The following is a 16509-nucleotide window of genomic DNA, read 5'->3' on the forward strand; positions in this document are numbered from 1 at the left end:
GGCGCTCGGCCGGCGTCCACCACGTCACCCAGCCGGCTCAGCGCCCGAACACCAGGCTCAAGGTCGCCGGGCCCGACGTGAGCGCGGAGCGCGCGAAGAAGGTGCGCTCCGGGCGGGCCACGGCGAGGCTGTCGCGCCCATCGCCGTCCCAGTCACCGGGGGCTGCCAGGTCGCTGCTGCGGCCGTACACCGCGCTGGCGCTCGCCACACCTGTGAGGTTGTTGGAGAAGTACCACGTCGCACCGCGGCGCAGCGCCGGGGTGTCGAACCCGTCGCCGTCCCAGTCGCCCGTCAGAGGCACGTCGGCGGGACGTCCCCAGCGCACGCGGGCCTGCGCGCTGCCGCCTGAGGCGGACATGCGCAGGTACCACGTGGTGCTGCGGACCACGCCGACGCTGTCGCGCTTCGCGCCCGGCCACCGGCCCACCACGGGTCGGTCGGTGGCGGCGCCGTAGACGAACCCGGTGCGGCCGCAGCTGGCGCCGTCCAGGCGCTCGCACAGGTACCAGTGACCCGCTCGCACGACCCCCAGGGTGTCCTTGCCGTCGCCGTTCCAGTCGCCGACGACCGCCACGTCACCGCTGCGTCCGAGCGTGAACCGCACCGTCCGGGTTCCGACGCGCACGGTCACCTTGCCGCTCGCGTACCACCCCGCGTCCGAACGCCCGTCGCCGTCCCAGTCACCCGCGAGCGCCTGCAGGGGCGCGGTCGGCGTCGGGGTCGGCGTCGGGGTCGGCGTCGGGGTCGGCGTCGGCGTCGGGGTCGGCGTCGGGGTCGGCGTCGGGGTCGGCGTCGCAGTCGGGGTCGGCGTCGGGGCAGCCGCCAGCATGCGCGCCCACGTCGGCTTGTCCAGGACGCCGGTCACCGGCACCTTGCGGCCGCGCTGCCACGTGAAGAGGTGGCTGCGCGTGACGGAGCCGAACACGCCGTCCGCCGTGACGCCCAGCTTCTGCTGCGCCACCTTGACCGCCGAGCCGGACTGCCCCGGCCAGACGATGGCGTACTTGGCCGCAGGAGCGGCGGGCAGCGTGCTGGCGCAGGCGCTGGTGTGCCGGACGCCGGTGTAGACGGGGGCCGGCTGGCCGGAGTAGACGCGGCACGGGCCCGAGTCGTCGTTCACCGTGGCCGTGCCGTCCCACCACGACGTGCGCTTCATCGCGCCGTCCCAGGTGAACGACGTGTGAACGTGGTCGGTGTGGGCGCTGGCACCGGAGTAGGCGCGCCACCCGTCCCCGATCCGGTAGGTGCTCCAGATCCGCCGGTTCCAGATCACGTACATCACGCCCAGCCGGCGTGCGTTGCCCCCGACGACGCCGTGCGAGTCCCGGCCCGTGAGCCAGGTGGTCAGCGCGTCACCCGCGGCTTTCTCGGCCGGCACGTTGACGCTCACCATCCAGTCGAAGGCCCGCCCCTCCTTGTGCTCCGACGTCGATCCCAGGCCGCACCCGCGCACGATCCCGCCGCTGTGGCCCTGCCGGTAGGTCGTCAGCACCATGCGGGCGTAGGCCTCCACGCCCGGCTTGGCCGCCGGGTCGCAGCTGCGCTGCTCGTTGTACCGAGGCACCGCGTCATAGGCAGCGGGGAGCGCCTGGGCCGGGGTCGGCGTCGGCACGGCAGCCACCGCGCTCGAGGCGGTCAGCGCGGTCGACAGCACGGTGAGCACCGCCGAGACCACCGCCCCGACGGGAAGCAGCCGGCGGGTCGGGCCGCTTCGCGGGACGGGACGTGAACGGCGCAGCGGCATGACGGGGCTCCCAGGCGTGACGTATGTGTACAGGCTTCCCCTTCTGCCTCGGACGCCTGGCTGCTCGCCTTGACCCGTGACTTGCGGCGCGTCAGCGCGAGAAGCTCACCGTCCGCTCGGCCGGACCGCCGCGCAGGTCGTCGCGCAGGTAGAAGGTCGTCCCCGCGCGAGCGACGCCCAGCGAGTCACGACGGTCGCCGTTCCAGTCCCCCACGGCCGGCTTGTCGCTCGCGGCGCCGTACGAGGCCCGCGCGTCCGACAACGCGGGAGCGAGTCGGTTGGCGAGATACCAGACACCACCGCGCCGCTCCCCCGGCGTGTCGAAGCCGTCGCCGTCCCAGTCCCCGACCACGGGCGTGTCGGTGGGCAGGCCCCACTGGAACGACGTGTCGGCTGCGCCGCCGGCGGCCGACATCCGCAGCAGCCACTGGTTGCCACGCACGACGCCCACGCCGTCGCGCGCCGCGCCGGGCCAGCGACCGACGACGGGAAGGTCCGACGCCGTGCCGTACCGGAACGTCGTGCCGCAGGTGCCCCCGGCCAGCGTCGAGCACAGGTACCACTGCCCCAGCCGGAAGATCGCCAGGGTGTCCTTGCCGTCGCCGTTCCAGTCACCGGCGACCGCCCGGTCGCCGGGCCGCCCCAGGGTGAAGCGCACGGTCTTGCCAGCGACCGAGAGCGTCACCCGGCCGTTGTCGTACCAGCCGACGTCGCTGCGCCCGTCGCCGTCCCAGTCCCCCACCAGCGTCTGAGGGGCAAGCCGGAAGGTGACGGCGGGTGATCGGACGCCGAGCAGCGACCTCACCGCCGCGCCGTCCACCGTGCGGGTGGCCACCAGACCGGCCCGGGTGCCGTGCACGGTCACGCCGGCCCACCGCGCCGTGCTGCCCTGGGGCGCGACCTCGATCGCGGCGACCGAGTCCAGCCCGAACGCCGAGGCGAGCGACGCGAGCGTCCGGCCCTGCGACCAGGAGCGGTAGGGGTTGCTGGACGCCTTGTCCCAGGCGCTGTCGTCGACCGCGCGCAGGTACGGCACGTCCGAGCCGTAGACGTAGCGGTAGTCCTCGCTCCAGCCGCCGTGGCTCGAGGTGTACATGGCGGTCAGTGGCCCCCCCGTGGAGGTGCGCAGCAGCTGACCGGCCGTCGCGTTGACGGCGTCGCGCCAGTGGCCGCGGTAGGTGGCGTCGTCCAGCTCGTGCGCGTAGCCGGTGTAGACCTGCGTCGCCTGGGTCGTCCCGATCACGTAGGCGCCGGAGGCCGAGTTCCAGCGACCCGCGAGGTACGTGCGCGCCGCGATGCTCTGGGCCTTCAACGCCTCCACCGGCCACGACACGGGCACCTCGGCGAGGCCCCACAGGTACTTCTGCACGCCGGCGCCGGAGGCGTTGTCCTCGATCACCTGGCGCATGGTCAGGCCGGAGGAGTCGCTGACGAACCGCGTGTAGTCCCACCGGGTGCGCAGCGCGGGCGCGGCGGCGGCGCCGTAGCCCGTGATCCGGACGACGTGGCCCGTCTCGATCGCCCGCACCTCGTTGGAGAAGGGCACGGTGATGACGGCCTTGCCACCGGCGTCGGTGACCACCTGCGCGGTCGAGGTCTTGGTGACTGTCCACGTGGCGCCCTGGGGCTGCACGGCGCGCTGCGTCGTCCCGGGCGCCGTCCAGGTCACCGTGCCCGTCTCGGCGGCGACGGTGCCGCGCGATCCTCCGGCGAGCAGGTCCAGGATCACCGCCGAGTGAAGCGCGACCGACGTCAGCTTCGCGCCGGTGTAGTACGTCGTGAGGATCTTGCTCGCGCTGCAGCCGAGCAGTGCCGCCCCCTGAGCGCCGTACTGGCTCATGCCCAGCGAGTGGCCCCAGCCGTGCCCGCGCACGACGACGTCGACGTCGACGGGCCCCACCGCCTCCGCGACCGAACCCGCCGACGGCGATGGACACGTCGCGGCGCGGGCCGCCGGCGCACCGGCGAGGCTGGCGGCCGACAACGCGGCGGTCGAGAGCACGGCCGCCGCCACGCTGACAGCGCGGCGGCGCGAACGGGAGAGCAACGTACCGAGAACCACAGGAGACTCCACAGGGGCAGCAGACGAGGCGACCCGCTGTGCCCCCGCGCGAGCCTCCTGTTTCAGGATGACACGCCTGTGACGGAAGTGTCAGGCCCCTCGTGGGCGCGTCGGAACAGGACCCGGTAAGCGAAGGTCAGCACCGGCGCCGGCAGCAGCCGGAACGCGCTGCGCACCACCAGGTTGCGCACCATGCCCCAGCGCCCCACCGTGCCGTACCGGCGCAGGCGCCGCTGCAGGTCCCACTCGCGCCGCACCATCTCCAGCCCCGAGCGGCGGCGCAGCATGGTCGAGCCGGCGCTGAAGAGCACGAGCGGCTCGTCGATGTTGGCCACGCGCGCCCCGGCGGCCAGCATCCGCGCGAACAGGTCGTAGTCCTGCATGTAGCGCAGGTCGTGGTAGCCGCCGACACGCAGGGCGAGCTCGCGCCGCAGCACGACGGACGGGTTGTTGAACGGACTGTTGATGCGGACGTAGCGCTCGATGTCGGCCTGCGTCGACGGCAGCCGGCGCACCCCGATCACGTGGTCGGGATCGCCGTGGAACTCCAGGACGCTCGAGCCGCAGATGTCCAGGTGGTCGCGCTCCATGAGCGTCACCTGCTGGGCGAACCGGTGCGGCAGGGAGATGTCGTCGGCGTCCATGCGCGCCACCAGGTCACCGCGGGCCGCCCGCAGACCGGCCGCCGACGCCACGCCGGAACCCCCGTTCACGGCCAGCTTCACCAGCCGCAGCTGCGGGTGGGTCGCGGCGAGCTCGTCGACGGCCTGACGCAGATCGGGCGGGAGCGGGCCGTCCTCGACGACGACCACCTCGTCCGGCGCCAGGCTCTGCTCGAGCACGCTGGACAGCGAGCGGCGCAGCTCCTCGACGCTGACCTTCGCGTAGATGGTCATGAGCACCGACAACCGCATGGGCGATAACCTAGGCCACCCGCCGGCAGCCTCCGGCATCGACGACGCGAGGAGCCGCCGTGCCTGACCGGCCGTCCGCCCAGGAGCCCACGGTGACGTGGGTGATGGTCAGCTACGGCGGTGTCGACGACGCTCGCGAGCTCTACGACTCCCTCGCCATCCAGCCCGGCGACCCCGCGCGCGACGCGCACGTGGTGATCGCCTGCAACGGCGCGGGAGACGGCGACCTGGCGCGCCGGGTTTTCGCCGACGAGCTGGCCCGAGGCGGCGTCACCGTGCTGGACTTCCCGGACAACCCCGGGTACCTGCCCGCGTTGCGCCGCACGCTGAGCCAGGTCGAGGCCGACGGTGCGGTGGTGCTGTCGAACTGCGACCTCACCGCCGACGCCGCGTTCCTGCCGGCCCTGCGCGAGGCCCTCGCGCGCTTCCCGCGGGCCCTCACCCTGGCCCCCAGCATCGTCAACGAGCTGGGTCAGGACCAGAACCCGCACCTGCTGCGCCCCCGGCCCACCTGGTGGCTGCGGGGGCTCGCGATCCTGCACCGCTTCCCGCCGCTCGCCGACGTGATGCTGCTGCGCCGCGGCGGCCACTCGAGCCTGGTCGTGAAGAACGGCGTCGAGGGGCAGACCATGTGGTCGGGGCACGGGTCGTGCGTCGTGTTCGCGCCGGAGTTCTTCGCGCGCGGCGGGAGCCTGGACTACCCCTTCCCGCTGTTCGGCGAGGAGCTGTGGATCGGCGCCGAGGTGGAACGGCTCGCAGGCGAGGTGCGCTACGTACCGGCCCTGCGCCTTCGGCACCGCGCGCACGCGTCCACCGGATCGGGCCGGCGGCGAGGCTGGGTGGCCCGCGTGCAGTACGAAGGTCTCGCCTACTGGGCTCGTGAGGGACGACGCCGCGGCTGGTGAGCCAGCGGCCTCACCGGCGGCCCAGCACCTCCGACGCCAGTCGGCGCAGGTCGCGCTGGCACAGCGCCAGCCACAGCACCTCGAAGCCGAGGGTCACCAGCAGGCGCCCGACGGTGCCCGCCCCGGCCGCGTGCTCGACCCATGCCGCCGCGGCCACGAGCAGGCCGCCTGACAGCGCCCGCACCGTGAGCCACCGCCACGGCTGACCCTCGGTGCGCCACACGATGACGACGGGGGCGGTGCCGATCACGACGGCGGCGACGAGGTAGCCGAGTGCCACGCGCTCGATGCTCGCCTGGGAGTGCAGCAGCACGGCCCAGGCGGCACACCCCACGGCGAACCCGACCACGTTGAGCGCCGCGATGATCTTCTGCCCGTCGACGCGGGTGACGAGCAGGCTGGTCGTGGACGCGACGCCCAGCGTCGTGATCAGCACGGCGGCCAGCAGCACCGGCAGGACGTGCGCCGCAGCTGCGAACCCATGGGGGTAGATCACCGCCACCACGACGTCGCTCAGCAGGATCAGCGCCCCGAAGATGGCGACCATCCCGGCCACCAGGCCTCGCGTGGCGAGGTTGGTCATGTGGTGCACGACGTGGCTCTCACCTCGCCCGTAGGCCGCCGAGAGCGCCGGGAACAGCACGAGGGTCATCGCGTTGGCCAGCATGGAGCTCGGCGTGGCCAGCGACAGCGCTGCGGCGTACTGGCCCGCATCGTGCGCCCCGGTCGCCAGCTTGGCGACCACCATCGACAGCTGCAGCAGCCCGGCGCTCGCCAGCACGCCCACGACACCGAAGAACACGAACTGGTCCATCTCGCGCCGCACCTCGCCTCGAGGGCCGGCTCCGCGCGTGCGCGGCCAACCCCCCAGGGCGTAGAGCCCGTAGCCGGCGGTGATGGGCGCCAGCAGCCACGGCTCGGCCCGCAGCACCAGCACGAGCACCAGCCCCCCGAGGGCGAGCGACGACGACACGACGTCCCACGTGGTCGCGCGCCGCACCTGCCCGGCACCGAAGGCCAGCCCGCGGACGAACGTGTACGCCGAGTACGTGAACACCAGCGCACCGCAGAACAGGCTCGTGCTCCACGTGGCCTCCAACGCGGTGCGGGCGACGACGACGGACGCCACCGCGAGCAGGAGCGAGGAGACCAGCACGCGGCGGGCGAGGTGCGCCGCGACGGCCAGCACCTGCTCGCCGCCGCCCGCACCCCGTGACAGCGCGACGTACTTGCTGGCCGCCACGCCGGTGGAGGTCGGCCACAGCATGGCGGCGAACATCGACAGCGACAGGGCGCTGTTGACGGTGCCGAGCACCGCCGACGACATGACGCCGCCGATGAGCACGCTGTACAGGAACCGGACACCGCCCTGGCTGACCATCCCGGCCGTGCTGAGCGCGACGCGTGAGGTGACCTGTCCCTCGATGGGTGCGTTGAGGTCGAGCGCACGCCACGACGCGGGGGGCTCTGCCACCGGGCCAGGATACGGGCAGGTGGGTGGGGTACCTTCAGGCCTCATGTCGAACGCTGCCGCTCGCCTGGCCAAGAGCACCCGCGACCGCCTGCTCGTCTCGCGCACCCACGGCCGCAGCCCGGGTGGGCTGCCCCTGCCCCCCACCGCCTTCCGCATGGGCGGACGCCACTTCGAGACCGACGAGGCCTTCATCGGGTCGGCACGCCAGGAGGTGCGCCGCCTAGCGGCCGCCGGCCTCACCCGCGAGTCGCGTCTGCTCGACTGGGGCTGCGGCGCCGGCCGACTGGCCCTCGGCACGCTCGAGGAGTGGGGCGGTGTCGTCCGCTACCACGGCGTCGACGTCCAGGAGCACCTCATCCGCTGGGCGCAGAAGCACATCCAGCACCCCGGCTACTCCTTCACGCACGTCAACGTGCAGAACGCGCGCTACAACCCCTCGGGGTCCGCGCGGCACTCGATCCCCGCCGAGTCCGGCGCCTACGACGCGTTCTACGCCTACTCGGTGTTCAGCCACATGGGCTCGCAGGACGCCGGTCCCTACCTGGCCGAGGTGGCCCGGCTGCTCGCGCCGGGTGGCTTCGCCTTCGTCACGGCCTTCGTCGAGCCCGACGTCGAGCCGGAGGCCGAGAACCCCGCGGGCTACGGCCCGCTGCAGTGGACCGGCCCCCTGCACTGCGTGCGCTTCTCGCAGGACCGGTGGGCCGAGCTCGTCGAGCAGGCCGGCCTGCGGGTGCGCTCGACCGAGCACGGTCAGGAGACCGACGGCCAGAGCCTGTACGTGCTCGAGCGCTCCTGACCGCTCGGCCGGCCAGCCTCGGCGGCTACCCCACGAGCCGGCCGCCCGCCCGGGCGTCGAGCACCATCACCCGCACGGTGCCGAGCGAGCCACCGGTGCCGACGTGCACCGCCAGGAGCCGGCCGGACGCATCGGAGCCGAGCAGCTCGCTGGCCCCGTCGCCGTCCACGTCGCCCGCTCCCAGCAGCCGGGTCAGCGGCGAGCTGGCCGCGAGCCGGCGCGGCGCGAGCAGGCGACCCGGACCGTTGCCCGGGTACAGCCGCAGCTCGCCCGAGGGCAGCAGCGCGATGACGTCCGCCGCGGCGTCGGCGTCCCACGACCCCACACCGACGGCCTGCGCGCCTCGGGGCCAGCCGGTGGCGATCACGTAGCGCTGCCCGAGGGCCCCGCTGGACGTCGTCGGGTACAGGTACAGCACCTGGTCGGCGTCGTCCTCGACCAGCAGGTCCGGACGCCCGTCGCGGCTGATGTCGCCGGCGGGCGCGAGCAGGTCGGCGCCGGCCCACCCGGACGCGAGCCGGGTGCCGGCCGGGCTGCTCGCACCGACCGACCGCGCGCCGTCCCACGCCGTGACGTCGCCGGTCGCCGCATCGCGGGTGACGACCTCGGCCCGGCCGTCGCCGTCGAGGTCACCGGCCACGAACGCGCGGTCGGCGCGGCTCAGGTCGACGGCACTCGTGGACCCGCTGCGGTACTCGCGGGTCGCGACGCCGGGGAGCAGCCGCAACGAGCCCGCCGACGTGACGGCCAGGACGTCGGGCGCGCCGTCGCCGTCGACGTCGAGACCGCCCGTGAGGCTGGAGAGCGTCTGCCAGTCCCGCCCCCACGTGACGCGCCACCGCACGGTGCCGTAGCTCGTGCCGTAGTAGGTGCGCATCGTGCCGCGCCGCTCACGCACGACGAGGTCGGGGTGCTGGTCACCGTCGAAGTCCCCACCGATGCCCGCGTCGAACGACGACCAGCCGCGGCCGATCGTCGCCGCGGGACGCACGTCACCGTGGCCGTCACCGGCGTAGCGCACGAGGGCGCCGTCCCGCTTGCGCACCGCCAGCAGGTCCGGGACGCCGTCACCGGTGAGGTCGCGCGCAGCGACCACCAGCGACAGCGACAGCCAGTTGGTGCCGACCAGCCGCGGAGCGCGCACCCAGCCCCGGCCCGTGCCGGGGTAGAACCGCAGGCCGCCGCGAGCGTCGACCGCGAGCAGGTCGTTGCGGCCGTCGCGGTCGAGGTCGCCGGGGGCGATGAGCCGCTGGATCGCACCCCACCCGCGACCGTAGACGGCAGGGGTCCCGGGGCGCCCCGTGCCCGTGCCCGGGTAGACGCGGACGCGGCCCGAGCTGTCGCGCCCGAGCAGGTCCGGGCGCCCGTCGCCCGTCAGATCGGGTGAGAGGGTGAGCAGACCGAGACGCTGCCAGCCCGAGGCGCCGACGACCCGCGCGCCGGCGACGGCCGCCGTCGACTCGCGCAGCACCAGACCGGCTGCGCTCCCGGTACCTGCCGAGGCCAGCACGTCGGGGGTGCCGCCCCCGTCGACGCTGCGCGCCACCCCGTCTCGTCTCAGAGGTCCCATGGCGGCCGCGGTGGCCGACCGGATGGTGGCGAGCCGGGCGTAGAGGTAGCGACCGGGGCACGCGGTCTGGCCGGCGTCGCGGTGCCCGTTGATCCGTTGCAGGCGCGTGCCGTTGAGCGTGACGGCGCCGGTGGCCGGGACGCCGTGCAGACCCAGCTTCCACGCGAACAGCCGGCTGTAGGCCGACACCATGGCCGCCGGCGGCTTGGCGACGTCGAAGTTGCCGATGGCCGACATCGCGAACGCCTCTGCGTTGTAGCCCTGGGTGTGCGCACCGATCACGGGCAGGGCGACCCCGCCGTACCGGCCCTCCCAGATCCGGCCGAAGCGGTCGACCAGGAAGTTGTAGCCGATGTCGTTCCAGCCCCGCCCCTGGACGTGGAAGCGGTAGATCCCGCGGATGATCGCCGGCACCTCGGCCGCCGTGTAGCTGTTGGTGCTCACCGTGTGGTGCACGAACGCCGCCTGCACCGACCCGTAGGCCACGCCGCCCTTGCGCAGCGACTCGTCGGCTCCCCAGGCCTTGCGGCTGTAGATGGTCGGCCGGCTCGCGGCGGCTGCCGCGGCGTCGGGGCGAGTCGCCCCCGCGGTGGGGTCGGCGGCCTTCTCGCCGGGGTCGACCAGCTCGACGCGGGTGCTCGGCGCCGGGGCGCTCCCCTCGACGCGCACCTGCACGGCCTCGGCGCCGGTCACCACGAGCGGCGCGGTGCCGGAGCGCGCGGCTCGGCCCTCGGCCGCGCCCGGGCCGGTCGTGTCAGGGCCGTGGGCGTCGTCGGTGTCGAGGGCCTGCCAAGCCCCCCACTGCCCGTGCGAGCGAGTGCGCACCTGCACCTCGCCGCCCCGGCCGAGCCGACCGGACGCCGGCCAGCTCGCGCCGACCACCGCCACCTCGCCCGGCAGGTCGAGCGCCGGCGTCACCGCAGTGGTCGCCGGCGTGCCATCAGCCGCCAGCGACCGCGCCCCCGGCGCGACCACCGCAGCGCGGCTCACCGCACCGGGCTCCCGGGCCCCGTGGGCGTCCAGCCCGCTCAGCGCCACCTCGCGCATCGAGCCGGGTCGCGTCGCGCCGGGCCCGGCACCCTGCGCCCAGCTCAGCCCCGACATCGCGGTCGGCGCGGCCACCAGGGCGAGGGTGCTCACCGCGATCGCGGGCAGCCGCAAGCGGACACGGCGGGGCAGGAGGTGCGGGCGTGACGAAGGCATACATTCAGCGTCGGCCAGCACCAAGGAAAAACCAAGGAACCCCGCGGGGTTGGTTGCCTGCACAATGTCACAGTCAGGTAACGGACAGTGATATGGATCGTCCGTCCGGTCGGGCTCAGACGACGGGTGGGCGCCCGTGCCGGGTCATGCGCCACGCGGTCGACCACCGCATCGGGCGCCGCGGCCCCGCGTCGGTGCGCCAGCCCTCGACGAAACCGCGAGCCCAGGTCCGCAGCGCCGCGCTGTCACGCACCCGCACCACGGTGAGGGCCGTCCAGACCGCGAGGTAGACGGCGGCCAGCGGCCAGGGCAGGCGCCGGCGCGCGAGCCACACGCGGTTGCGCGCGTTGAGCCGGTAGTACGTGGCGTGGCGTGCGGGGGTGGTGGTCGGGTGCCCGAGCACGGCGTCGGCGGCGTAGTGGATCCGCCAGCCGTCGTCGAGCGCCGCCCAGGCCAGGTCGGTCTCCTCGTGGCCGTACCAGAAGGCCGCCGGCAGCCCCCCGCAGCGCTCGAGCACCTCGCGCCGCACGACGCTGGCGCCCCCGAGGAACGTCGTGACGTCCGACGAGCGCTCGGGGTCGCTCGTGCGCAGCCGCGGCACGTGCCGGCGCGAGCTGAGGCCGGTGTCGGGGTCGACGATCCGCATCGACACGATGCCCAGGCGCGGATCGTCCTCGAACCGCCGCACGACGCCCGCCAGGACGTCGTCGTCGAGCAGCCAGGCGTCGTCGTCCAGGAACTGCACGAGGTCGGTGTCGAGCTCGCGCCAGCCGAGGTCGCGCCCGCCCACGATGCCGAGGTTGTCGGGCAGCCGCAGCACGCGCACGAAATCAGGTTGGTCGGGCACGTCGGCGCCGTTGCCGATGACGAGCACCGACTCCGGCGGGCGGGTCTGGCGGCGCAGGCTCTCGACGGCCCGGGCCAGCTCGACCGGCCGGTCGCCCATGGTGAGCACCACCACGCCGAGCGTGAGCCCCATCAGTCGAGCCCCATCAGTCGAGCCCCATCAGTCGAGCCGCCGCGAGAGCAGGATGCTCGCCAGGTGCAGCACGGTCATGACGCCGGCGATCGCCGCGAGCGCCACGAGCAGCACCCGAGTGCCGACGAGGGACCCGGTCGCGGCGTCGACGACGGCGGCCACGAGCAGCAGCAGCGACGACTCCAGCGCACCGGTCAGCTGGTGCACCTTGAGCACCTGCGCGGCCCGGCGCAGCATGCCCAGCGCGGAGCTGCGCAGCTCGACGGACTCCTCGCTGGCGGCGGCGAGCCCCGAGCGGGTGCGGGCGACGTCGACGAGGTCGGTCTCGGCCTTCACCAGCACCACGAGCAGTCCGCCCAGGACCCCGAGGGTGGTCCAGCCGCCCAGGTGCTGGTCGGCGGCCCGCCAGCCGTAGGCGCTGATCACAGCCGCCTCGACGAGGTAGTGGCCGACGCGGTCGAGGTAGACGCCCTTGATGCTGGTCTGCCGTCTCCAGCGCGCGACCTCGCCGTCGCACAGGTCGAGCAGGAAGTACACCCAGATCGCCACGACCCCCACGACCGCGGTGACGACACCGGACGCGCCGAGCGGGATGGCGGCGAGCAGTCCCACCACGATCATCAGCCCGGTGAGCTGGTTGGCGGTGACCGGTGTGCGGATCAGCAACGCGGTGACCCGCAGCGACACCGCGCGCAGGAACCAGCGCGCCATCCAGTGCTCGGCGTTGCGCCGCGACATGGTCGACTGCGGCTGGGTGATCGCCCGCAGCTCGGCGAGGGACGGGCGGGCCGGGTGGCCGCTGGACGGCGGGAAGCTCACGGCGACGAGGGTAGCGAGCGTCGCCAGAAGGCGGCGGACGAGGCGATCACCGCGACGGCGAGCACGGCGCCGGCGACGGCCAGCGCGCGACCCAGCGCCTGCGTGGGCACCAGCAGCGCCAGCACCAGCACGCCGACCAGCCGCAGTGGCCAGCCGGCGACGGCCAGCGGCCCGGCGGCGTCCGCGGTGCCGGTGAGTCGCCCGCGGTAGGTCAGGTCGTACTCCCCGATCGCGACCACCGCCAGCCAGACGAACGCACCGGGCAGCGCCGACGGCGCGAGCCAGGCCAGCAGCAGCACGGTGCCCCCTTGCTCGAGGGCCCGGGCCAGGGCAGGCAGCAGCCAGCCGAAGCGCGTGGCGAGCGGCCACCACGTGCGGGGTACGGGCGAGCCGTCGACCTGCGTCTGCAGCAGCCGGCGGGCCGGCTGCCCGAGCGGGGCCGTCCAGGCCAGCGCCCGGCCGACCCGGCCAGCCGTCGTCCACGCCGCCGCGACGACGCCCATGACCAGCAGCACGACGAAGGTCCAGCGCACACCGACCAGCGGCGCCAGCACGGCGAGCACGATGGTGCGCTCACCGACCGGGGCGATGACGGCCCGCTTGGCGTACCGCACGGCCGACCGCCGGTCGGTGCCGGCCGACCAGCGCCCGACGGCGCCGTCCTCGACAGCGGCCGTCGCTCGCGCGCGCCGCGCCGCGAACCCGAAGTCCACGAAGTGCCGCGTCACCAGCAGCGCCAGGGACGCCAGCGCCAGCAGCCACGCGGCGCGCGTCGCCGCACCCGCCGCGAGCGCGCCGTACACCGCGTACTCCTTGACCCGGTCGGCGCCGACGTCCAGCCAGCCACCGAGCGGCGAGGTGGTGCGGGTGTAGCGGGCGACCTCTCCGTCGACGCAGTCGACCACCAGCGACGCGAGCAACAGCAACGAGCCGAGCACCAGCCAGCCGCGCCCTCCACCGCTGTAGGCGAGCGCTGCCAGCAGGCCCAGGGCGAGCGCGACCGCCGTGACCTGCGCTGGGCGCGCGTCCAGGGCCACGGCCCGGCGGGTCAGCCGGCGCGAGAGGGGCCGGACGAGGAAGGTCGACAGGAAGCCGTCGTCCGAGCGCGAGGCCCGCCGCAGCCGCAGGGCCGGCTCGTCGACGGCGTCCGCGGCCGCGAGCGCCGACGCCGCGTCGTCGGGGGTGAGGGCCAACCGGGCCGGGAAGGCCCCGGGGCCGATCTCGTGACCGGCCCCCGCGAGGTCGTCGAGGGCGGTGGCGACGACGTCGAGCACGCGCTCGCGCGGCCAGGTCGCCACCGTGCGGCTCAGCGCGTCCGCGAGGTCGGACCGCGCGGCGGCCGGCACGCGCAGTGCGGCCACCTCGCCGCCGTCCAGCCGCAGGATGCGCCCGCCGGCGTCCGGCTCGGCGATCACGTCGCCGTAGACCGTGGGGACGGTCACCAGGGCCGCGTCGACGAGCGCCAGGGGCGCGTCGTCCTGGTGCCGCAGCGCCGCGACGACCACGTCGACCGTTGCGGTGACGCTGGGCTGCTCGACCGTGGCGACCAGCCGGCCGCCGTCGATGACGCTTCGCCGGGCCACCTCGGCGACCGGCGCGCTCCCGGGCACCGTGGGGTCGACCACGACCAGCACCTCGGTCGCGGCCACCGCCGTCACTTCTTCTTTCCCTGGTCCGTGTTGTAGGTGTCGATCGCCTCGTCGATCGAGGTGTCGGCCTTGAGCCGGCCGCCGTCGAGGTAGAGGCCCCGAGTGCAGAACCGCCGGAGGTCGTTCTCGCTGTGGCTGACGAGGAACAAGGTGCGTCCGTCGCCGACGATCTCCTCGATCCGGCCGTAGCACTTCTCCCGGAAACGCTTGTCACCGACGGCCAGCACCTCGTCGACCAGGATGATCGGCTCGTCGAGCGTCGTCACGACGGAGAAGCCCAACCGCACCTGCATGCCGCTGGAGAAGTGCCGGAAGGGCGTGTCGAGGAAGTCGCCGATCTCGGCGAAGGCCACGATGTCGTCGAAGCGCTCCTCGATCTGCTCCTTGCTCAGGCCGTGCAGCCCAGCGGTGAGCCAGATGTTGTCGCGCGCGGTGAGGTCGCCGACGAACCCGCCGGTGAGCTCGATGAGAGGCGCCACGCCGTCGTCCACGGTGACCGAGCCCTCGTCCGGCAGGAGCACGCCGGCGATCATCTTGAGCAGGGTGCTCTTGCCCTGGCCGTTGGCGCCCACGAGGCCCACCGCCTCGCCGCGCTCCACGGTGAAGCTCACGTCGCGCAGGGCCCAGAAGCTGCCCTTCGGCGTCGTGGACCGGCCCTGCAGCAGCATCTCGCGCAGCGACAGCCGGTAACGACGGTTGCGCAGGAACTCGATGCCCACGCCCTCGACCTCGATGACGGCCATGGCTCAGAGCTCCTTCAGGACGGCGTTCTCGAGCCGGCGGAAGACCGCCGCGCCGATCAGCAGCATCAGGACGCTGATGAGGGCGGCGACGCCCACGACGGCCCAGCCGGCGAACTCATCCGGGAAGGCGAGCGCGCGGTACAGCTCGATGATCCCCGTCATCGGGTTGATCGCGAACAGCGCCTTGATCGGGCCGATGTTGATGGCGTTGACCGAGTAGAGGACGGGCGACAGGTACATCATGACCCGCAGGGCGATCCGGACCACGCGCTGCAGGTCGCGGACGAGCACCGTGGCGGCAGCAAGCGCCATCCCGATGCCCGTCAGGAGCACCGCCTGGAGCAGCACCGCCAGGGGAAACAGCACGATCTCCCAGGCAGGCGGCTTGCGGTAGATCGCCATGAACAGCACCACGACCGGCAGCGAGAAGAGGAACTCCAGCCCCTTCGACCCCACCACCTTGAGCACCCAGATCTCGCGAGGCAGCCGGGTCGAGCGCACCAGCCGGGTCTCCGACGTCAGGGCGCGGGAGGTCTCGGTGACCGTGGAGGAGAACCACTGCCACGACAACAGGCCGAGGATCAGGAACAGGATGTAGGGCTGCTCGCCGCCTTTGCGGATGAAGACCACGGTGAAGACGAACCAGTACACGCCGGTCATGAGCAACGGGTCCAGGATCGTCCAGACGTAACCCAGGGCCGAACTGGCGTAGCGGACCTTGAGATCGCGGCGGATGAGCAGCCACAGCACCGAGCGCACCTGCCAGAGGGCACGAGCCCGCGCGGCCAGGCTCATGCAGACCTCCGTCGGAACCGGGCGGTCGCCAGTGCGCGACCGTGATCGGCGAACAGCGTACGCGACAGCGTCGAAGGCGCCGCATCCCAGTGGGCACCGTTACGCTGTGGCGACCCCGACGGCAGGAGAACGAGCGGTGAGCGCGGTGCAGGCGACGATTCTCGCGGCAGGTATGGGCACCCGGCTCGGCCGACCGTTCCCCAAGCCACTCACGCAGCTGCACGACGGGCGCAGCATCCTGCAGCAGCAGCTCGACAACCTCCACACGGTCTTCGGTGACGACCTGCGGCTGACGGTCGTCGTGGGCTTCAAGCACGACCTGGTGATGGAGGCCGTGCCGGACGCGCTGTTCGCGTACAACGAGAACTACGACCAGACCAACACGTGCAAGAGCCTGCTCAAGGCGCTGCGGTCCTCGCACGAGGGTCCGGTGCTCTGGATGAACGGCGACGTCGTGTTCGACCCCGAGGTGCTGCGCCGGCTGCAGCCACACCTGGACGCCGGCCGCTCGGCGGTGGCGGTCAACACCTCCACCGTCGCCGACGAGGAGGTCAAGTACACCGTCGACGACGCCGGGTTCGTCCGCGAGCTCTCCAAGACCGTCGTCGGCGGCCTCGGCGAGGCGGTGGGCATCAACGTCATCAGCGACGCCGACAAGGCCGCGTTCGTGCGCGGGCTCACCGACTGCGCCGACCAGGACTACTTCGAGCGCGGGCTGGAGCTGGCGATCGAGCGCGAGGGCGTCCAGGTCGTGCCCGTCGACATCTCCGACCTGTTCGCCGTCGAGGTGGACTTCGAGGAGGACCTCACTCGAGCCAACGCGGTCCGTGAGGCCGGCGCCTAGGCGCTCGTGGGA

The 16509-nt window shown here is 73.6% G+C and carries 13 protein-coding genes; 3 read left to right on the top strand and 10 right to left on the bottom strand.

What is annotated here, in order from left to right; genetic code table 11:
• Window positions 1-37 precede the first annotated feature (37 nt).
• From ASD06_RS19220 to ASD06_RS02635, 3 genes are all read right to left on the bottom strand, one after another.
• Window positions 38-1744, bottom strand: a complete 1707-nt coding sequence (locus tag ASD06_RS19220; protein ID WP_200941810.1) for a peptidoglycan-binding domain-containing protein — start codon at window positions 1742-1744, stop codon at window positions 38-40.
• A 91-nt stretch (window positions 1745-1835) separates the two neighbouring features.
• The gene (locus ASD06_RS02630) at window positions 1836-3758 is read right to left on the bottom strand and encodes a SpoIID/LytB domain-containing protein (protein ID WP_056672557.1); all 1923 of its coding nucleotides are present in this window, start codon (window positions 3756-3758) and stop codon (window positions 1836-1838) included.
• A 110-nt stretch (window positions 3759-3868) separates the two neighbouring features.
• The gene (locus tag ASD06_RS02635; RefSeq protein ID WP_056672559.1) at window positions 3869-4720 is read right to left on the bottom strand and encodes a glycosyltransferase; all 852 of its coding nucleotides are present in this window, start codon (window positions 4718-4720) and stop codon (window positions 3869-3871) included.
• Window positions 4721-4779: 59 nt separating this feature from the next.
• On the opposite strand from ASD06_RS02635, the gene ASD06_RS02640 reads away from it, so the two are divergent.
• Window positions 4780-5625 carry a glycosyltransferase family 2 protein gene (locus tag ASD06_RS02640; protein WP_056672561.1) on the top strand — a complete coding sequence of 282 codons (846 nt, stop codon included), beginning with the start codon at window positions 4780-4782 and terminating at the stop codon, window positions 5623-5625.
• 10 nt (window positions 5626-5635) lie between these two features.
• Here the strand turns inward: ASD06_RS02640 and ASD06_RS18310 are convergent, their stop codons facing one another.
• A complete protein-coding gene (locus ASD06_RS18310; protein ID WP_056672563.1) occupies window positions 5636-7099 on the bottom strand; it encodes a lipopolysaccharide biosynthesis protein in 1464 nt (487 codons plus the stop codon).
• 43 nt (window positions 7100-7142) lie between these two features.
• Here ASD06_RS18310 and ASD06_RS19080 point away from each other — a divergent pair, with 43 nt between their 5' ends.
• Entirely contained in the window at window positions 7143-7895 is a 753-nt protein-coding gene (locus tag ASD06_RS19080; RefSeq protein ID WP_056672565.1) for a bifunctional 2-polyprenyl-6-hydroxyphenol methylase/3-demethylubiquinol 3-O-methyltransferase UbiG, read from the top strand.
• 25 nt (window positions 7896-7920) lie between these two features.
• Here the strand turns inward: ASD06_RS19080 and ASD06_RS02655 are convergent, their stop codons facing one another.
• The 6 genes from ASD06_RS02655 to ASD06_RS02680 form a co-directional block, all read right to left on the bottom strand.
• Window positions 7921-10668, bottom strand: coding sequence for an FG-GAP-like repeat-containing protein (locus tag ASD06_RS02655; protein WP_157371449.1), 2748 nt, complete (start codon window positions 10666-10668; stop codon window positions 7921-7923).
• A gap of 115 nt (window positions 10669-10783) precedes the next feature.
• Window positions 10784-11647 (bottom strand): glycosyltransferase family 2 protein, encoded by an 864-nt coding sequence (locus tag ASD06_RS02660; protein WP_056672569.1) that lies wholly within the window; start codon window positions 11645-11647, stop codon window positions 10784-10786.
• Between the two features lie 27 nt (window positions 11648-11674).
• A complete protein-coding gene (locus ASD06_RS02665) occupies window positions 11675-12466 on the bottom strand; it encodes a CDP-alcohol phosphatidyltransferase family protein (protein WP_200941811.1) in 792 nt (263 codons plus the stop codon).
• The gene (locus ASD06_RS02670; protein WP_162248027.1) at window positions 12463-14115 is read right to left on the bottom strand and encodes a DUF5941 domain-containing protein; all 1653 of its coding nucleotides are present in this window, start codon (window positions 14113-14115) and stop codon (window positions 12463-12465) included. The genes ASD06_RS02665 and ASD06_RS02670 overlap by 4 nt, the downstream gene beginning before the upstream one ends.
• A gap of 5 nt (window positions 14116-14120) precedes the next feature.
• Window positions 14121-14858: an ABC transporter ATP-binding protein gene (locus ASD06_RS02675; protein ID WP_056672573.1), complete on the bottom strand. Its 738-nt coding sequence runs from the start codon at window positions 14856-14858 to the stop codon at window positions 14121-14123.
• 3 nt (window positions 14859-14861) lie between these two features.
• A complete protein-coding gene (locus ASD06_RS02680; RefSeq protein ID WP_056672575.1) occupies window positions 14862-15653 on the bottom strand; it encodes an ABC transporter permease in 792 nt (263 codons plus the stop codon).
• A 136-nt stretch (window positions 15654-15789) separates the two neighbouring features.
• Between ASD06_RS02680 and ASD06_RS02685 the strand changes: the two genes are divergently transcribed.
• The gene (locus ASD06_RS02685; RefSeq protein ID WP_235502181.1) at window positions 15790-16497 is read left to right on the top strand and encodes an NTP transferase domain-containing protein; all 708 of its coding nucleotides are present in this window, start codon (window positions 15790-15792) and stop codon (window positions 16495-16497) included.
• The last annotated feature ends 12 nt before the right edge of the window (window positions 16498-16509 follow it).

The organism is Angustibacter sp. Root456 (assembly GCF_001426435.1).
Classification (GTDB): Bacteria; Actinomycetota; Actinomycetes; order Actinomycetales; family Angustibacteraceae; genus Angustibacter.